General features: G+C 65.8%; 23 protein-coding genes. 13 read left to right on the top strand and 10 right to left on the bottom strand.

Features of this window, described 5'->3' with window-relative positions; translation table 11 throughout:
• The first annotated feature begins 78 nt into the window (after window positions 1-78).
• The 3 genes from TNMX_RS10020 to TNMX_RS10010 are packed head-to-tail and all read left to right on the top strand — an operon-like array spanning window position 79 to window position 1431.
• Window positions 79-492: a copper chaperone PCu(A)C gene (locus TNMX_RS10020; RefSeq protein WP_038031747.1), complete on the top strand. Its 414-nt coding sequence runs from the start codon at window positions 79-81 to the stop codon at window positions 490-492.
• Window positions 489-1082 (top strand): SCO family protein, encoded by a 594-nt coding sequence (locus tag TNMX_RS10015; protein ID WP_038031745.1) that lies wholly within the window; start codon window positions 489-491, stop codon window positions 1080-1082. The genes TNMX_RS10020 and TNMX_RS10015 overlap by 4 nt, the downstream gene beginning before the upstream one ends.
• Window positions 1083-1092: 10 nt before the next feature.
• On the top strand, window positions 1093-1431 hold the full coding sequence (locus tag TNMX_RS10010) for a hypothetical protein (protein WP_038031743.1): 339 nt from the start codon (window positions 1093-1095) through the stop codon (window positions 1429-1431).
• Window positions 1432-1439: 8 nt separating this feature from the next.
• On the opposite strand, the gene TNMX_RS10005 is transcribed toward TNMX_RS10010, so the two are convergent.
• Window positions 1440-2237, bottom strand: coding sequence for a ZIP family metal transporter (locus tag TNMX_RS10005; protein WP_038031742.1), 798 nt, complete (start codon window positions 2235-2237; stop codon window positions 1440-1442).
• Window positions 2238-2302: 65 nt separating this feature from the next.
• Here TNMX_RS10005 and prfA point away from each other — a divergent pair, with 65 nt between their 5' ends.
• Both prfA and TNMX_RS09995 read left to right on the top strand, forming a co-directional pair.
• Window positions 2303-3367: a peptide chain release factor 1 gene (gene prfA / locus TNMX_RS10000; protein ID WP_038031737.1), complete on the top strand. Its 1065-nt coding sequence runs from the start codon at window positions 2303-2305 to the stop codon at window positions 3365-3367.
• Window positions 3367-3834: an NUDIX hydrolase gene (locus TNMX_RS09995; protein WP_038031733.1), complete on the top strand. Its 468-nt coding sequence runs from the start codon at window positions 3367-3369 to the stop codon at window positions 3832-3834. Before prfA ends, TNMX_RS09995 begins: the two co-directional genes overlap by 1 nt.
• 99 nt (window positions 3835-3933) lie before the next feature.
• Here TNMX_RS09995 and TNMX_RS09990 read toward each other — a convergent pair whose 3' ends face one another.
• On the bottom strand, window positions 3934-4623 hold the full coding sequence (locus TNMX_RS09990) for a hypothetical protein (protein WP_038031731.1): 690 nt from the start codon (window positions 4621-4623) through the stop codon (window positions 3934-3936).
• A 95-nt stretch (window positions 4624-4718) separates the two neighbouring features.
• Between TNMX_RS09990 and TNMX_RS09985 the strand changes: the two genes are divergently transcribed.
• A complete protein-coding gene (locus TNMX_RS09985) occupies window positions 4719-5768 on the top strand; it encodes an NADH:flavin oxidoreductase/NADH oxidase (protein ID WP_038031728.1) in 1050 nt (349 codons plus the stop codon).
• Between the two features lie 84 nt (window positions 5769-5852).
• Here TNMX_RS09985 and TNMX_RS09980 read toward each other — a convergent pair whose 3' ends face one another.
• Together TNMX_RS09980 and TNMX_RS09975 are read right to left on the bottom strand one after the other, a co-directional pair.
• Window positions 5853-6224 carry a nucleotidyltransferase domain-containing protein gene (locus tag TNMX_RS09980; protein WP_038031723.1) on the bottom strand — a complete coding sequence of 124 codons (372 nt, stop codon included), beginning with the start codon at window positions 6222-6224 and terminating at the stop codon, window positions 5853-5855.
• Window positions 6181-6561, bottom strand: coding sequence for a HEPN domain-containing protein (locus tag TNMX_RS09975; RefSeq protein WP_015715936.1), 381 nt, complete (start codon window positions 6559-6561; stop codon window positions 6181-6183). The genes TNMX_RS09980 and TNMX_RS09975 overlap by 44 nt, the downstream gene beginning before the upstream one ends.
• A 28-nt stretch (window positions 6562-6589) precedes the next feature.
• Here TNMX_RS09975 and TNMX_RS09970 point away from each other — a divergent pair, with 28 nt between their 5' ends.
• Window positions 6590-7549 carry a quinone oxidoreductase gene (locus tag TNMX_RS09970; protein WP_015715935.1) on the top strand — a complete coding sequence of 320 codons (960 nt, stop codon included), beginning with the start codon at window positions 6590-6592 and terminating at the stop codon, window positions 7547-7549.
• Here the strand turns inward: TNMX_RS09970 and TNMX_RS09965 are convergent.
• A complete protein-coding gene (locus tag TNMX_RS09965; RefSeq protein WP_038031718.1) occupies window positions 7505-8443 on the bottom strand; it encodes a carbohydrate kinase in 939 nt (312 codons plus the stop codon). The two genes, TNMX_RS09970 and TNMX_RS09965, sit on opposite strands and share 45 nt — an antisense overlap.
• 132 nt (window positions 8444-8575) lie before the next feature.
• On the opposite strand from TNMX_RS09965, the gene TNMX_RS09960 reads away from it, so the two are divergent.
• Window positions 8576-10399, top strand: coding sequence for an aldehyde ferredoxin oxidoreductase family protein (locus TNMX_RS09960; RefSeq protein WP_038031716.1), 1824 nt, complete (start codon window positions 8576-8578; stop codon window positions 10397-10399).
• 61 nt (window positions 10400-10460) lie between these two features.
• On the top strand, window positions 10461-10970 hold the full coding sequence (locus TNMX_RS09955; RefSeq protein WP_015715990.1) for a ubiquitin-like small modifier protein 1: 510 nt from the start codon (window positions 10461-10463) through the stop codon (window positions 10968-10970).
• Here the strand turns inward: TNMX_RS09955 and TNMX_RS09950 are convergent.
• Genes TNMX_RS09950 through TNMX_RS09940 form a run of 3 tightly spaced genes read right to left on the bottom strand, consistent with a single transcriptional unit; the run spans window position 10967 to window position 13075 of the window.
• Window positions 10967-11647, bottom strand: a complete 681-nt coding sequence (locus TNMX_RS09950; RefSeq protein WP_015715989.1) for an ATP-binding cassette domain-containing protein — start codon at window positions 11645-11647, stop codon at window positions 10967-10969. The two genes, TNMX_RS09955 and TNMX_RS09950, sit on opposite strands and share 4 nt — an antisense overlap.
• Window positions 11644-12279 (bottom strand): ABC transporter permease, encoded by a 636-nt coding sequence (locus tag TNMX_RS09945; RefSeq protein WP_015715988.1) that lies wholly within the window; start codon window positions 12277-12279, stop codon window positions 11644-11646. The genes TNMX_RS09950 and TNMX_RS09945 overlap by 4 nt, the downstream gene beginning before the upstream one ends.
• Window positions 12266-13075 carry a substrate-binding domain-containing protein gene (locus TNMX_RS09940; protein ID WP_038031714.1) on the bottom strand — a complete coding sequence of 270 codons (810 nt, stop codon included), beginning with the start codon at window positions 13073-13075 and terminating at the stop codon, window positions 12266-12268. The genes TNMX_RS09945 and TNMX_RS09940 overlap by 14 nt, the downstream gene beginning before the upstream one ends.
• Window positions 13076-13097: 22 nt before the next feature.
• Between TNMX_RS09940 and TNMX_RS09935 the strand changes: the two genes are divergently transcribed.
• A complete protein-coding gene (locus TNMX_RS09935; protein ID WP_038031712.1) occupies window positions 13098-13379 on the top strand; it encodes a DUF309 domain-containing protein in 282 nt (93 codons plus the stop codon).
• A complete protein-coding gene (locus tag TNMX_RS09930) occupies window positions 13376-14356 on the top strand; it encodes an asparaginase (protein ID WP_015715985.1) in 981 nt (326 codons plus the stop codon). The genes TNMX_RS09935 and TNMX_RS09930 overlap by 4 nt, the downstream gene beginning before the upstream one ends.
• A 15-nt stretch (window positions 14357-14371) precedes the next feature.
• Here TNMX_RS09930 and TNMX_RS09925 read toward each other — a convergent pair whose 3' ends face one another.
• Window positions 14372-14692, bottom strand: a complete 321-nt coding sequence (locus TNMX_RS09925) for an FUN14 domain-containing protein (RefSeq protein WP_019551393.1) — start codon at window positions 14690-14692, stop codon at window positions 14372-14374.
• 37 nt (window positions 14693-14729) lie between these two features.
• On the bottom strand, window positions 14730-15281 hold the full coding sequence (locus TNMX_RS09920; RefSeq protein ID WP_015715983.1) for an HD domain-containing protein: 552 nt from the start codon (window positions 15279-15281) through the stop codon (window positions 14730-14732).
• A gap of 16 nt (window positions 15282-15297) precedes the next feature.
• On the opposite strand from TNMX_RS09920, the gene ispF reads away from it, so the two are divergent.
• Window positions 15298-15756: a 2-C-methyl-D-erythritol 2,4-cyclodiphosphate synthase gene (gene ispF, locus TNMX_RS09915; protein ID WP_015715982.1), complete on the top strand. Its 459-nt coding sequence runs from the start codon at window positions 15298-15300 to the stop codon at window positions 15754-15756.
• Complete coding sequence (locus TNMX_RS09910) at window positions 15749-16345, top strand: trimeric intracellular cation channel family protein (RefSeq protein WP_015715981.1); 597 nt, start codon at window positions 15749-15751, stop codon at window positions 16343-16345. Before ispF ends, TNMX_RS09910 begins: the two co-directional genes overlap by 8 nt.
• Window positions 16346-16373: the final 28 nt, after the last annotated feature.

The raw sequence follows: 16373 nt of genomic DNA, 5'->3' as shown, positions 1-16373 counted from the left end.
AGAAGGGAAGGGCGGGACATCCGTACTCCTCACCCCTGGGGAGTACATATGTCCTTCCCCTCCTGGTAGCCTGGAGGGGTGAGGTGGCTTTTCCTGTTGCTGGGTAGCGTGGCCTTGGCCCAGGCTGTGGCCACCCCGGGCTGGGTCCGCCTGGTACCCCCGGTGGTGAAGGACACCGCCGCCTACCTGACCCTGGAAAACCGGGGCAAGACCCCCTTGCGCCTGGTGGGAGCCGAAACGGAGGTGGCCGAGCGGGTTTCCTTCCATCGGGACCACCGGGAACACCGGGGAGGCCAGGTGGTCCTGGGCATGCGCCCCCTTCCCTACCTGGACATTCCCCCGGGAGGCCGGGTGGAGTTCCGCCCCGGTAAGTACCACCTCATGCTGGAAGGGCTCAAGCGTCCCCTGAAAGCAGGGGAGAAGGTGGCTTTGGTCCTGAGGTTCCAAGACGGCAGCAAGCTCAAGGTGATCCTGCCGGTGGAGATGCGATGAAAGGGAAACTCCTCTTGCCCGTACTCCTGGTCCTCGCCCTGGTGGGGGTGGCCTACCTCCTCCTGCCCAAGGGCTCCCACGCCTTCTACGGCACCCGGCTTCTGAATCCCAAGCCCGTGGATTTCACCCTCGAGGGGCCCCAGGGCCCCGTGCGCTTGGCCGAGCTCAGCCAGGGTAGGGTGGTCCTCATCTTCTTTGGTTTCACCCGTTGCCCCGACGTCTGCCCCACCACCATGCTGGCTTTGAAGCGAGCCTACGAAAAGCTCTCTCCCAAGGAGCAGGAAAGGGTGCAGGTGATCTTCATCAGCGTGGACCCCGAGCGGGATATCCCACAGATCTCCGACCAGTACGCCAAGGGCTTCCACCCCAGCTTCCTGGGCCTCACGGGAAGCCCGGAAACCATCCAGGAGGTGGCCCGGACCTTCGGGGTTTACTACCAGAAGACCCAGTACCGGGGCCCGGGGGAGTACCTGGTGGACCACACCGCCACCACCTTCGTGGTGAAGGAGGGCAACCTGGTCCTCCTCTTCAGCCCGGACAAGGTGGAGGAAACGGAGAAAGTGGTGGGGGACCTCCGGGCCTTGTTGTAAACTATTTGCTATGGATTTCCTTAAGGATTTGTTGCAACAGATTTCCGAGAAAACCCGTTCCGCCACCGCCGAGGTGGAAAAGCGCCTTCAGGAGCTGAAGGAGAAGCTGGACCAGGACAAGGACGGCAAGCCCGACCTGGTGGAAAAGGCTCTCCAGGAGGCCAAGAAGGCCCTCGAGGAGGCCAAGGCCCGCCTGGCGGAGCTGGACCAGGACAAGGACGGCGTCCCCGACAAGCTGAAAGAGCTTTCGGAAAAAGCGGCCCAGGCTGCCGAAGCCGCCAAGGCCAAGGCGGAGGAAGCCGCCCGCCTCCTCAAGAAACGCCTGGGCAAGAGGGATTCCCAAGCCTAAGGAAGAAATCAGCCCAGGGCCACATCCAGGGCCATCATGAGGGCAAAGCCGGTCATCACCCCGAAGGTGGAGATATCCCCGTTGCCCTCCGCCTGGCTTTCCGGGATGACCTCTTCCACGATCACGAAGACCATGGCCCCTGCCGCCAGGGCCATGAGGTAGGGCAACAGGTAGAGCATCTGCGTGACCAGAAGGACTCCCAGAAGGGCTCCTAAGGGCTCCACGATGGCGGAAAGCTGCCCGTAAAACCAGGCCTTTCCCGCCCCGATGCCCGCCCGCCTTAGGGGCCAGGCCACCGCCAGGCCCTCGGGCATGTTTTGCAGACCGATGCCCACCGCCAGGGCGATGGCCCCGCCCAGGGTGGCCGTCCCCGTGGGGTCAAGACCTGCGGCTCCAAAGGCTACCCCCACCGCCAGGCCCTCGGGGAAGTTGTGGAGGGTGATGGCCAGGATCAGCAAGGTGGTGCGCCGCCACAGGGTGCGGATCCCTTCCTCCTGGGCTCCTGGAACCAGGTGAACATGGGGAAGAAACCGGTCCATCAGACGCAAAAGGCCTCCTCCCAGGAGAAAGCCCACCACGGCGGGCACCCAGGGAACCATGCCCTGGGATGCGGCCATCTCCATGCCGGGAAGGAGGAGGGAGAAGACGCTGGCTGCCAGCATGACCCCCGCGGCAAAGCCCAGCATCCCATCCAGGAGCTTGCGGCTGGGCTCTTGCGCCAGGAACACGCTGGCTGCCCCCACCGCGGTAAGCCCCCAGGTGAAGAGCCCCCCTAAAAGGGCATAGAGGAAAACCGGGGTTTCCATGCCCCCCAGTTTAGGCTTACCTAAACCCGAAGGCAAGCCCGGGTTGGAGTATCCTGAGGTAAGGTATGCTGGATAAGCTTGCGCGCCTAGAAGAGGAATACCGGGAGCTGGAAGCGCTCCTTGCCGACCCCGAGGTCCTAAAGGACCAGAAGCGCTACCAGGCCCTCTCCCGGCGCTATGCGGAGATGGGGGAGGTGATCGCCCTCATCCGGGAGTACCGGAAGGTCCTCGAGGACCTGGAAGGCGTGGAGGGCCTCCTGGAAGACCCCGAGCTAAAGGAAGTGGCCAGGGCAGAAAAGGAAGCCCTCCTTTCCCGTAAGGCGGAGCTGGAAAAGGCCTTGGAACGCCACCTCCTGCCCAAGGATCCCATGGACGAGAGGGATGCCATCGTGGAAATCCGCTCCGGCACCGGGGGCGAGGAGGCCGCCCTTTTCGCCCGGGACCTCCTGGAGATGTACCTGCGCTTCGCCGAGGAGATGGGGTTTGAAACCGAGATCCTGGACTCCCATCCCACGGACCTGGGAGGCTTCTCCAAGGTGGTCTTCGAGGTGCGGGGGCCTGGGGCCTACGGCACCTTCAAGTACGAAAGCGGGGTCCACCGGGTGCAGCGGGTCCCCGCCACGGAAACCCAGGGGCGGATCCACACCTCCACGGCCACGGTGGCGGTGCTGCCCAAGGCGGAGGAGTCCGACTTCCAGCTCAACATGGACGAGATCCGCATCGACGTGATGCGGGCCTCGGGGCCTGGGGGCCAGGGGGTGAACACCACGGACAGCGCGGTGCGGGTGGTGCACCTGCCCACGGGCATCATGGTCACCTGCCAGGACTCCCGCAGCCAGATCAAGAACCGGGAAAAGGCCCTGATGATCCTGCGAAGCCGCCTCCTGGAGATGAAGCGAGCGGAGGAGGCGGAGAAGCTCCGAAAGACCCGCCTGGCCCAGATCGGCACCGGGGAGCGTTCGGAGAAAATCCGCACCTACAACTTCCCCCAGTCCCGGGTCACGGACCACCGCATCGGCTTCACCACCCATGACCTCGAGGGCATCCTCTCGGGGCACCTCCAGCCCCTCCTGGAAGCCCTCAAACGGGCCGACCAGGAACGGCAGCTGGAGGCCTTGACGGAAGCGTGATGCGCCGCGAGATCCTGGTGGTGGCGGCCATCCTGTTGGACCGCCAGGGCCGGGTCCTCCTGGTAGGGAACGACTGGGGCAGGCGGGGCATGGTGCGCTACACCCTTCCTGGGGGCACCGTGGAACCCGGGGAAACTGTTCTGGAAGCCCTGGTGCGGGAGGTGCGGGAGGAAACCGGCCTGAAGGTGAAGGCCATTGAGCACCTGGCCTACGCCATCCAGGTGGAGGACCGCCGCAAGAACGAGCGCACCCTGGCCATGGCCTTCAGGGCCAGTTACGAGGGGCTTTTGAACCCCAGGGACCCCGACGGCCACATCGTGGAAGCCCGCTTCTTCACCCCGGAGGAGGTGGTAGCCAAACTTTCCGGCCACCGCCCCCTCCTGGAACCCCTGCTGGACTACCTTGGGGGGGAACGGGGCCGGTTTTACGCCTACACCGGCTGGAGCCAGCCGGGAACACGGGTCTAACGCCACCCCACCCTGGCTTCGCCGGGGCGGGGACCCAAGGGAATACCTCACCTAGGCCATCTGGGCCACGATGGAGCGGGAAAGAGCATAACCCCAGGATTAAGGGCCCAGTTTCCGCTTCAGGTAGGCGGTGAGCTCCTCTATGGCCTTCCTCAGGGCCCGCTGCTCCTCCGCCAGGGCCTCGAGGGGGTCCCTGGCTCCCTCCGGCGCGGAAAGGGTCTTGAAGAGGAGGGTGGGGTTGCCGCACCGGGGGCAGACGAGGCCCGCGGGGCGGACCGAGGGAGCGTAGAAGATCCGGGTGTGGCACCGGGGGCACAGGAGGTACTTGACCCCCGAAGCCTCCCCCTTGCGCACCGCCTCCTCCAGCTCCAGGGCCTCCTCCCGGGGGAAGCCCAAGAAGAAATCCTCCCCCACTTGAACGGAGGCTGGGTCCTCCCGGGTGGGTTTCAGCTCCCCCTGCCCCCCCTCGGGGGTTTCCCAGGTAAACCCGTTCCAGCGGAAGTGGCGAAGGTGCTTTCTCCCTTCCAGATCCTCAATCTCCACGATGAGCTGAAGGACAGGATCCTTGGGATAGTAGTACAGGCGCACCGCCTGCACCCCGGAAAGGCCCTTGCTGCGGGGCAGGGTGTAGGCCAAAGGACCCTCCCCCTTGGCGGGGTACCCCACCAAGCGCTCCAGGTCGTAGAGGGTGAGGCCGGGGCGATCCATATCCCCGAAGAGGAGGCTTTCCACGTAGCGGAAGGCAGCCGCCAGATCGGAGCCTTGCCCCTGACCGAAGCCGGGGTTCATAAGACCAGTCTATCCCAAAAAAGAGCGCGGGGAAACCCGGCCCCCACGGGACTGTTTCCTTACGCTTTCCTTCAAGAGCCCTCCATAATGGAGGCATGGCCTTGCTCTTCACCCCCCTGGAACTCGGCGGCCTCCGGCTGAAAAACCGCCTGGCCATGTCCCCCATGTGCCAGTACTCCGCCACCTTGGAGGGAGAGGTAACCGACTGGCACCTCCTCCACTACCCCACGCGGGCCCTTGGGGGCGTGGGGCTCATTCTGGTGGAGGCCACCGCCGTGGAACCTTTGGGCCGTATCAGCCCCTATGACCTGGGCATCTGGTCGGAGGATCACCTTCCGGGCCTGAAGGAGCTCGCCCGGAGGATCCGGGAAGCTGGAGCGGTGCCGGGGATCCAGCTGGCCCACGCCGGGCGCAAGGCGGGGACCGCCAGGCCCTGGGAAGGGGGAAAGCCCCTGGGCTGGCGGGTGGTGGGGCCAAGCCCCATTCCCTTTGACGAGGGCTACCCGGTACCCGAACCCCTGGACGAAGCAGGGATGGAGCGCATCCTCCAGGCCTTCGTGGAAGGAGCCAGACGTGCCCTTAGGGCAGGCTTTCAGGTGATCGAGCTCCACATGGCCCATGGCTACCTCCTTTCCTCCTTCCTCTCCCCCCTTTCCAACCAGCGCACCGACGCCTACGGGGGAAGCCTGGAAAACCGCATGCGCTTTCCCCTCCAGGTGGCCCAGGCAGTGCGGGAGGTGGTGCCCAGGGAGCTTCCCCTTTTCGTGCGGGTCTCCGCCACGGACTGGGGGGAAGGAGGATGGAGCCTCGAGGACACCCTGGCCTTCGCCCGGAGGCTTAAGGAGCTGGGGGTGGACCTTTTGGACTGCTCCTCGGGCGGGGTGGTGCTCAGGGTGCGGATTCCCCTGGCCCCGGGCTTTCAGGTGCCCTTCGCCGACGCCGTGCGCAAGAGGGTGGGCCTGCGAACGGGAGCCGTGGGCCTCATCACCACCCCCGAGCAGGCGGAAACCCTCCTGCAGGCGGGAAGCGCCGATCTGGTGCTTCTGGGCCGGGTTCTCCTCAGGGACCCCTACTTCCCCTTACGGGCTGCCAAGGCCTTGGGCGTGGCCCCGGAGGTACCCCCCCAGTACCAAAGGGGGTTTTAGCACCATCCCAACCTGGCAGGGCCAGGTTGGAGGCACCGGCCAGTCCCTAACCCGGCAGCTCAAACCGCTAAGGGGCACGGTGGGCTAGGGGAAAAGAGCGGGGTGGTGAAGGAGCCAGCGCACCTCCCGCCTCAGGGTTTCAGCAAAGCGGGGGCTTCTTTCAGGCAGGGCCTGCCACTCGGCCAGGGTATAGACCAAGGCCTCCGCAGGCACGGGAAGCTCCTCCAGGGGCAGGGTCAGGGCCCGTTGCCAGGAAGGAAGGGAAGAGGACTCCACCACCAAAAGGAGATCCAGGTCGCTTCCCACCCCGTAGTCGCCCCGAGCGTAGGAACCGAAGTAGCCCAGGGCCAGGAGGCCGGGGATGGGGTGGCGGACCATCCAGGCCTGAAGGGCACCTTCCACTTCCTCCCGGCTAGGCCATCTGAGCACGGCAGAACTCAAGGATTTCACGGGCATAGCGCACCGCCTCCTGGCTTTGCAAGGGGCCATAGTGCTCCGCAGAAGGCCCCTCGGGAAAAGCATCGGGGTATCGGGTGGGTATGTAGAGCCCATCCAGGTAGCGGGCTTTTTCCACCAGGTCTTGAGGAACCTCCAAGGGTAACTCCTTGAGAAGCCGGGCCACCACATGCCCCCAAGCCTCCTGGTCCAGGTGGAGGTGGAGGGCTTTTACCGCCTTCTCTGCGGCCTGCTGGGCGGCAAAACAGGCCCACTCGTGCCGGCCTGCCTTCCGGGCGATCTCAGCCATCTCCAGGTCCCTTTCCGCCTGGAGAAGCCAGTCCTTAGCCCGATTCACCCCTCCAGTTTACCGTAGACTGTTCCCCATGAAGGCCGTACGGGTGCATCAGACAGGCGGGCCCGAGGTCCTGGCCCTCGAGGACCTCCCCATCCCCGAGCCAGGGCCAGGGGAGGTTTTGGTGAAGCTGTTGGCCATCGGGGTCAACTACATCGACACCTACAAGCGCAAGGGCCTTTACCCCATGCCCCTTCCCTTCACCTTAGGGGAGGAAGGAGCTGGGGTGGTGGAGAAGGTGGGGGAAGGCGTGGTGGGGGTACGCCCTGGGGACCGGGTGGCCTTCGCCAACGTTCAGGGCGCCTACGCCCAGTACCAGGTGGTGCCGGCGGAGAGGCTGGTACCCGTGCCCCAAGGGCTGGATCCCAAGCTGGCGGCAGCGAGCCTCCTGCAGGGCATGACCGTCCACTACCTTCTGAAAAACACCTACCCCGTCCGCCCTGGGGATCAGGTCCTGGTCCATGCGGGGGCCGGAGGGGTGGGGCTCCTCCTCATCCAGTGGGCCAAGCGGCTGGGGGCCACGGTCTACGCCACCGCCAGCACCGAGGAGAAGCGGGCCCTTTGCCTCGAGGCGGGGGCGGACTACGCCCTGCCCTACGAGGGCTTCGCCCAGGCGGTGAAGGCCCTCTCCGGAGGGGGGGTGGACGTGGTCTATGACGGGGTGGGGCAGAGCACCTTTGAAGGGAGCCTCGAGGCCTTAAGGCCCAGGGGCTATCTGGTCCTCTTCGGCCAGTCCTCGGGGCCCGTGCCCCCATTTGACCCCCAGGTCCTGAACCGGAAAGGAAGCCTCTTCCTTACCCGCCCCACCCTGCACCATTACACCGCCACCCGCAAAGAACTCCTCTTTCGGGCGGGGGAGGTCTTTGAGGCCATCCGGGAAGGGTGGCTACGGGTGCGCATCGGGGCGGAGTTCCCCCTGGAAAAGGCCAGGGAGGCCCACGAGGCCCTAGAGGGGCGGAAGACCACGGGCAAGGTCCTCCTCATCCCCTAGGTACCGGACCTGCCAGGACCTGAGCCCCTTTTCCGGAAGGTAGGCTCCCCGCACGGTGCAGGCCAAGGCGGATAGGGCGATGGCGCCCTCCAGGATCTCCTTTAGGTCCGGCAAAGACAGGAGGGGAAGATTCCCTTTGCCGTAGCCCTTTCGGAGAAGAAGGGCCAGGAGCCCGGCGGTGAAGGCATCTCCTGCCCCCACGGTATCCTTCACCCTCACCGCCTTTCCGGGAAGGCGCACCGCCTCTTTCCCCAGGAAAGCCACCGCCCCTTCCCGGCCCAGGGTGAGGACCTTTAGGGGTACACCTAGAGCCTTCACCGCCCCCACGGGGTCTTCGAAAAGAAGCTTGGCGTCTTCCAGGGAAAGCTTCAACAGGTCTATCCGGTCCAGGTAGGCTCTTATCCGTTTCCTTTCCCTGGGGGTAGGGGAACGCCGGAGGTTGGGGTCGTAGGAAACCAAGGCTCCCTCCTCCTCCGCTTCCTGCAAAAGGAGGCCTAAGCCTTCCTCCACGCGGTCCTCGAGGGCCAGGAGGGAGCCGAAGTGGAACACCCTGGCTCCCCGGAGGCTTTCGGGCCCTGGGTGGTAGGGCAGGCGGAAAGGGCGGTGGAAGCTATACTCCCCATTTCCCTCCGCATCCAGCCGCACCAGGGCCAGGGGCATGGGGGCGGGGTGGCGGAAAAGCCTAAGCTCGAGGCCCCGCCTTCTCATCTCCTTCTCGCTCCAGGCGGAAACCCAGTCCTCCCCCACCTCGGAAAGGAAGCGCACGGGAAATCCCAACCGGGCCAGGGTGGTGGCGGTGTTGAGCGCCGAGCCCCCAAGGACCCCCCTGAAGCGCAGGGGGTCTTGGCTTTCCTGAATGAGGTCCACCAGGACCTCCCCCAAAAGGGCCAGCATGGCTCCATTATGCCTGTCACCTTCTTTACATTCCCCCGGGGTTTGGGTGGTATAATCCACCCGAACCTGGGCAGTGGTCTGTGGTCTTCCTGGCAATGGGCGTCTTTCCCTTGGCCCAAAAGGAGGTAAAGGATGCTCGGTGGATATGCCCATAAGCTCGCCCGTATCAACCTCTCGACAGGCCAGGTGGAGTACTTCGCCCCCGACCCCAAGGACCTGGAGATGTATGTGGGCGGAAGGGGTCTCGGGGTCAAGTATGTGTTTGAAAACGGGCCCAAAGTAGATCCCCTTGGCCCCGACAACCTCCTTTGCTTCATGAATGGTCCCCTTTCCGGCACCCGGGCCAAGATGTCGGGGCGCCTGGCGGTGGTCACCAAAAGCCCCCTCACGGGCACGGTAACGGATAGCCACATGGGGGGCTGGACCGCGGCCAAGCTGAAGTGGGCGGGGTTCGACGGGCTCCTCATCAAGGGAGCCTCGGACAAACCCGTTTACCTGCTGGTGAAGGATGGGGAGGTCACCCTCCACGATGCCTCGGACCTATGGGGCAAGACCACCCATGAAACCCACCGCATCCTGCGGGAACGCCACGGGGAGGATGCCGACGTGATGGCCATCGGCCCCGCCGGGGAAAACCTGGTGCGCTTCGCCAACTGGATCAACAACGACGAGCGCGCTGCCGGCCGAGGGGGCACCGGGGCGGTAGCGGGGAGCAAGAAGCTCAAGGCCATCGTGGTGGTGGGCAAGCAGGAGAACATGCCCCAGCCCAAGGACCCCGAGCTCTGGCGGGAGGCCGACCGCCAGGCCTCGGCCACCATCAACGACCCCAAGAACGTGACCGCCCCCAAGAAGGGTGGGCTTTCCCTCTACGGCACCAACGTGCTCATGAACATCACCAACGTGATGGGGGCCCTGCCCACCTTCAACGCCCAGCACACCTGCATTGAAGGCGTGGAAACCATCTCCGGGGAGTACATCCGCGAGCACCGCCTCATCAAGGACAACACCTGCCACGCCTGCCCCGTGGCCTGCAAGAAGATGGTGGAGGTCCACATCAACGGCAAGGCCATCCGCTTCGAATCCTACGAGTACGAGTCCGCCTGGGCCTTGGGGGCCCACTCCGGCCACACCGACACCGACTGGACCGGGTACGCCATCTACCTCTGCAACGCCTACGGCATGGACACCATCGAGACGGGTAACGCCATCGCCGTCCTCATGGAGGCCACGGAGAAGGGCTACTACCAGGGCCCTGACGGGATCCGCTTTGGGGACAAGGAGGGCGAGGCCCGCATCATCGAGGCCATCGCCTACCGCCGGGGAGTGGGAGACAGCCTGGCGGAAGGCCCGGCCCGCTTTGCCAAGGCCATCGGCCACCCCGAGATTGCCCTCGAGGTCAAGGGGCAGTCCATCCCCGCCTACGACCCCCGGGGCCTCAAGGGCATGGGCATCGCCTACGCCACCTCCAACCGCGGGGCCTGCCACCTCCGGGCCTACACCCCCGCCTCGGAGATCCTTGGGGTGCCCTACAAGACCGACCCCCTGGCCTGGGAGGGGAAGGGCAAGCTCACCAAGCTCTTCCAGGACCTCTCCGCCTTCACCGACTCCTTGGACCTTTGCAAGTTCAGCCAGTTCGCCGAGGGTCCCGAGGAGTACGCCAAGCAGCTTGCCGCCTACTGGGGCCGGCCCGTGACCCCCGAGGAGATCCTCCTCATCGGGGAGCGCATCTACAACCTGGAGCGCTACTACAACAACCTGGCAGGCTGGGCGGAAGGCTCCGACTACCTGCCCGAGCGCTTCCTCAAGGAACCCTCCGACTGCGCAGGCTCCAAGGGCCAGCTCACGGAGCTGGACCTGATGTTGCAGGAATACTACCAGGAGCGGGGTTGGGAGAAGGGGGTGGTGCCCCCGGCCAAGCTCCAGGCCTTGGGCATTCTGTCCGCCGCCGCCGACTAGGCCCTTTAATGGCACCCATAACCCTGGCCTTTTAGGCCAGGGTTTCCTTTAGACTCAGGCTATGCCCAAGGTGAACCTGTACGCCACCTTCCGCGACCTCACGGGTCAAAGCCAGGTCCGGGTGGAAGGCAAGACGGTGGGGGAGGTTTTGGAGGCGCTGGTCCGGGCCTATCCCACCCTAAAGGAGGAGCTCTTTGAAGGCGAGGAGCTGGCTGAGCGGGTATCGGTTTTCCTGGAGGGCCGGGATGTGCGCTACCTGAATGGGCTCGCCACCCCCCTGACGGAGGAGGCCACCTTGGACCTCTTCCCCCCGGTGGCGGGCGGAACCTTCGCCCAGCGCTTCGGGGCTTTGCCCGCCTGGCTCTTGGAGAGATACCTCAGCGAATGGGGCGGGAGAAAGCTGGAGGAGGGAGTCTACGCCCTCCCCGGGGCCCGGGTGCGCTTCGCCGAGGCGGAACCCTTAAGGGTGGGAAGCCTTTCCCTCCCCCAGCTCCAGGTGGAGGTGGAGGGCGAGGAGGCCGAGGCCTGGTTCCAAAGGATCCAGCTGGCCGCAGCCCGGGGGGGAGGTTAAGGAAGCAACCGTCCCTCCAAAAAGGCTTGGCTCCTCGAGTCCCTTGGGCTTTGGAAAAACCGGTCCGCAGGGGCTTCCTCCACCACCTGGCCCTGGAAGAGGAAGACCACCCTATGGGCCAGCCTGCGCACCTGGAAGAGGTCGTGGGTGGCCAGGACCACCCCCCGGCCTCCCCTGGCTGCCTCCTGGAGCAAGGCCTCCACCTTCAGGGTGTTGGCGGGGTCCAGGCTGGCGGTGGGCTCGTCCAGGAGCAAGACCGCAGGCTCCACCAGAAGCGTTCTGGCCAGGGCCAGGCGCACCGCTTCCCCGCTGGAAAGGAGATGGGCGGGCTGACGAGCCTTGCCCTCCAAACCCACCTCTTCCAGGAGCCTAAAGGCCCGGGCCCGGGCCTGGTGCCGGGGGACACCCCTAAGCCAAAGGCCAAAGGCAGCGTTTTCCAGGACGCTTCGCTGGAGAAGGGGAGGGGTCTGGGGCAGATAGGCGCGGAATCCTCCTTCCACCTGGCCTTCTTCCGGGGAAAGGAGGCCCGCAAGAAGGCGCAAGAGGGTGGTCTTGCCGCTTCCCGAAGGCCCCAGCACCGCCAGGATCTCCCCGGCATAAACCTCGAGGTGGGGAACCTCGAGGCGAAAATCCCCGTAGCGGTGCACCAACCCCTGGGCCTGCAAAACCGGGCTCATTCCCGCTCCAGGATAACCAGGAGGGCCGTGACCAAAAGGGCCACCCCCAGGAGGACAAAGCCTAGGGCCAAGGCGCTTTCCAGCTCTCCCTTTCGGGTTTCCACCACGATGGCCGTGGTGAGGACCCGGGTGTGGTGGCGGATATCCCCGCCCACCAAGGTGGCCGCCCCCACCTCGCTGATGGCCCCGCCGAAGCCGGCGGCCAAGGCAGCGGCCAGGGTGCGGCGGCTTTCCCAGAACAGGGTGGGAAGCACCTGGCCCTCCTTGCCCCCCAGGCTCCGCACCAAAAGCCGCACCTCCTCCACCCTACCCCTGGCCCCCGAAAGCACGAAGGCGGCGATGAGGGGAAAGGCCAAGACCGCCTCCGCCAGCACCATGGCGTAGGGTGTATAAAGGAGGCCCAAGGATCCCAAAGGCCCCGAGCGGGAAAGGAGGAGGTAGAAGAAAAGCCCCACCACCACGGAGGGGAGGGCGAGGCCGGCATAGAGGAGAATCCGCCCGAAAATCCCCCCACCCCCCTTAAGGGCCAGCCAAAGCCCCAAGGGCACGGCGGGAAAAGCCGCCAGCAAGGTAGCAAGCCCCGCCACCCAGAGGCTGCGCAAGGAGATTTCCAAAAGCTCAGCGGCCTCCACCCCTGGAGATGATACACCGCCCCCTCAAGGGCTTAAAGACCGGGGTCCCCTCCACCTGCAAACCCTCCACCAACCGAGCCGCCTCCTCCGTGGCCAGGAAGCGGCGCAGGGCCTCCGCCTCCTCCGCCTTCGCCCCCTGAGGCACCAGGTAGTAGGTGTACTGGTTCAAGAGAAGGGGATCCTCCCGCCGATAAAGAGCCTCCAGCCCCCGTTTGCGGCCCACGGTGAGGTAGGTGGCCAGGTCGGAGAGGGTATAGGCTCCCTTCTCCGCCGCCAGAACCAGGGTCTGGCCCATGCCCGCCCCGGACTCCAGGTACCAGCCTCCTTCGGGGGTGAGGCCTGCCTTCCGCCAGAGCTCCAGCTCCTTCAGGTGGGTGCCCGAGCGGTCCCCCCGGGACACGAAGGGAGCCTGGGCCCGGGCGATCCGCCGCAAGGCCTCCAGGACATCCCCTGCCTCCCGGATCCGGGCGGGATCCCCTTTTGGCCCCACCAGGAGGAAGCTATTCTGGGCCAGGCAGAAGGGCTGGGCGATGATACCGCGCTCCAAGGCTTCCCCCTCGAGGTCCGGGGCATGGACCAGGACCGCATCCACATCCTTGCGCTCGGCCAGCCGCAAGGCCTGCCCCGTGCCCACGGCCAAAACCTCCACCCGAACCCCCGTGGCCCGCTCAAAGACCGGCAAAAGCCGGTCCAAAAGCCCGGAGTCGTAGACGCTGGTGGTGGTGGCGAGCCTAAGCCCCAAGCCCGGGCTGGAAGCCAAGGCGACCAGGAGCCATACCGCCTGGATGAAGCGCATGGGAAGAGTTTAGCCTGAAGGGGTGGAAGCCTTGTGTGAGGCCTGGCACCTTTTCCAGGAGGGCCGTTTCTTTGAGGCCCATGAGGTTCTGGAGGAAGTCTGGCGGGAGGCGCAGGGAGAGAAACGGCGTTTTTTGCAGGGGCTCATCCTCCTGGCGGCGGCCCTGCACCAGGCCAAGAGCGGGCGGGGAGGCCTGAGGAACCTGAAAAAGGCGGAAGGGAAACTCCTGGGCTTCCCCTCCCCCTACCTTAGCCTGGACTGGCGGCCCCTTTTTGAGGAAGCCCGGCGTAGACTTGGGGCGTGAACGCTTGGGTCTACGCCTACCGCGGCCAAGAGGTGGAAAACCGGCACCGCATTTCCCTGGCCATCCACGGGCCGGAAGGCCTACTGGCCTATGCGGGAAACCCCGGGTTATGGGCCTACATGCGCTCCTCGGCCAAGCCTTTCCAGGCCCTGGCCCTCTTCCTCACGGGGGCGGTGGAGCGGTTTGGCATCACGGAGGAGGAAGTGGCCCTGGCCACCGCCAGCCACGACGGCACCCCCCGCCATGTGGCGGTGGCTTCCGGCTTCTTGGCCAAGCTGGGCCTCGGCCCCGAGGCCCTGGTCTGCGGGGTCCACCCTCCCTCCTCCAGGGAGGCCCGGAAGGCCCTGGAGGAAGCCGGGCAAAGCCCCACGCCCCTCCACCACAACTGCTCGGGGAAGCATGCGGGCATGCTGGCCGTAAGCCTGGCCCTGGGAGCCAGCCCTGAAGGCTACGAGACCCCCGACCACCCGGTCCAGGTCCTGAACCGGAAGACCCTGAGGGAGCTTTCCGGGGTGGAGCCCCTCCTGGCCATCGACGGGTGTAGCGTCCCCACTTTTTCCCTGCCCCTTTCCCGGGCCGCCCGGGCCTTTTACCTCCTGGCGGCGCCGGAAAGGGCCCTCGAGGCGTACCGGGAACCCCTCCGCAAGGTGCAGCAGATCATGCGCCGCCACCCCGAGCTGGTGGCAGGACCCGGGAGCATCGACACCCTCCTGATGGAGCGCCTGCCGGTGGTGGCCAAGCGGGGAGCCGACGGCTATTACGGCCTGGCCCTTCTGGAAAGCCCCCACGGGCCCCTGGGGATTGCCTTGAAGGTGGAGGACGGCTCGGCCCAGGCCCGGGAGGTGGCGGTGGTGGCCCTCCTCAGGCTCCTGGGCTTGGATCCCGGGCCCACCCCCTGGGACCAGCCCGAACGCAGGAACTACCGGGGGCTCCAGGTGGGCTATCTGAAGGCCCACCTGGAACTCACCTGGGTCTAGGCCGTCCCCTGCTCCTCAGCCAGCCCGCAGGCCCAGGATCAACCCACCCACGAAGCTAGCCCCGAAGGGCAGGTTGTAGGTGAGGGTGGTGAGGAGCCTCTCCCACAGGCTCTGCAAACCCGGTTGCTGGAGGAGGGGCTCCACATCCCTTTGGATGCGGGTCCAGTCCACCTGGATGTAGCCCGCCTGGGCCAAAAGCTGCACGACCACGAAGAGGAGGCCGAGGGCCACGGCCAGAAGGCGGCCCAGCTTTTTCAAGGCGTAGCCCACCGCATACCCCGCCAGGCCGCCAAAGGTCACCTGCCCCAGGTAAGGGCTTAGGTCGGGTAGCTCCACGCCCTCCACCCTAGCGGAACACAGGGGGCGAAGGCAACTACTTTAGGCCCAGTAGCTCCGCTTCCTTCCTCATGGCCTCGAGGACAAAGGCCATGTGCTCATCCAGGGAAAGGCCCAGGTCCTCGGCCCCCATCCGGATCTCCTCCCGGTTCACCCCCTTGGCGAAGGCCTTGTCCTTGAACTTCTTCTTCAAGCTGGAAAGCTCCAGGCCCAGGATGGAGCGATCCGGGCGCACATAGACCGCGGCGGTGATCAAGCCCGTAAGCTCGTCCACCGCGAAAAGGGCCTTGGCCATAAGGGTCCTGCGGGGTACCCCGGTGTAGGAGGCGTGGCCCAGGATGGCCTCCAAGACCTCCTCCGGGTAGCCCAGGCGCCTCAGCTCCTCCACTCCCCGGTAGGGGTGCTCCTCGGGGTACTTCTCGTAGTCCATATCGTGCAGAACCCCGGCCATGGCCCAAAGCTCCTCGTCCTCCCCGAAGCGGCGGGCATAGGCCCGCATGGCCACCTCCACCGCCCGCATGTGCCGCCTCAGGGACTCGCTTTCCGTCCAGGCTTCCATGAGGGCTAGGGCTTCCGCAAAGCTCGGCATGCCCTAAAGTATAGCCATGCGCCTAGGTTACGGGGAGGATAGCCACCGCCTTATAGAGGGAAAACCCCTCTACCTCTGCGGCCTCCTGATTCCAAGCCCCCACGGGGCCCTGGCCCACTCGGATGGGGACGCTCCCCTGCACGCCCTCACCGATGCCTTGCTGGCCGCCTTTGGCCTTGGGGATATCGGCCTCCTCTTCCCCGACACCGACCCCAAGTGGCGAGGAGCCCGCAGCGAGGTCTTTCTAAGGGAGGCCCTCCGCCTCGTTGAGGAAAGGGGGGGAAGGCTGATCCAGGTAAGCCTGGCCATCATCCTGGACCAGCCCAAGCTTTCCCCCCACCGGCAGGGCCTTTTGGAAAATCTCTCCCGGCTTCTTGGCCTGCCCCTGGACCGCATCGGCCTCACCTTCAAGACCTCGGAGGGCCTGGCGGTAGCGCACGTGCAGGCTCGAGCCATGGTGCTTTTGGATGGTTGAGGTCCTGGTCTGGCTCGGCACCCTGGTCTTCGCCGCCACCGGGGCCTTGAAGGGAGTGGAAAAGGGATTTGATCTCCTGGGGGTCCTGGTGCTGGCCACGGTAACCGCGGTGGGGGGTGGGTCCATCCGCGACGTCCTGGTGGGCACCCTTCCCCCAACGGCCCTGCACAACGAGCCCCTCTTGTGGAGCGTGGTCCTCACGGGGCTTCTCGTCTTCCGCTTCCACCCCAGGGTACAAGCCATGGAGCGGCTCATCTACTACCTGGATACCCTGGGCCTGGGCCTCTTCGCTGCCCTGGGAGCGGAGCGGGGCCTGGTCTCGGGGCTTGGCCCCTTCGGCGTGGCCCTGGCGGGCACCCTCTCAGGGGTGGGGGGAGGCGTGCTCCGGGACGTGCTCTCCGGAGAGGTGCCGGGCATCCTCTACCGGGCAGGGGACCTGTACGCTTCCGCTGCCCTGGTGGGAGCCCTTGTGGTCTATGCCCTCTACGGCACCCATCCGGAAGGGGCCCTTTTCGCCGGGACCCTGGCCACCGTGCTCCTGCGGATCTTCGGAAGGCGGCTTGGTCTTAGGCTCCCCACTCCAAGGTAAAAAAGGAGGCCGGATACACCCGGCCTCC

The sequence above is a fragment of the Thermus sp. NMX2.A1 genome (genome assembly GCF_000511705.1).
GTDB classification, from domain to species: Bacteria; Deinococcota; Deinococci; order Deinococcales; family Thermaceae; genus Thermus; species Thermus scotoductus.
This window is presented reverse-complemented; position numbering and strand designations above follow the sequence as displayed.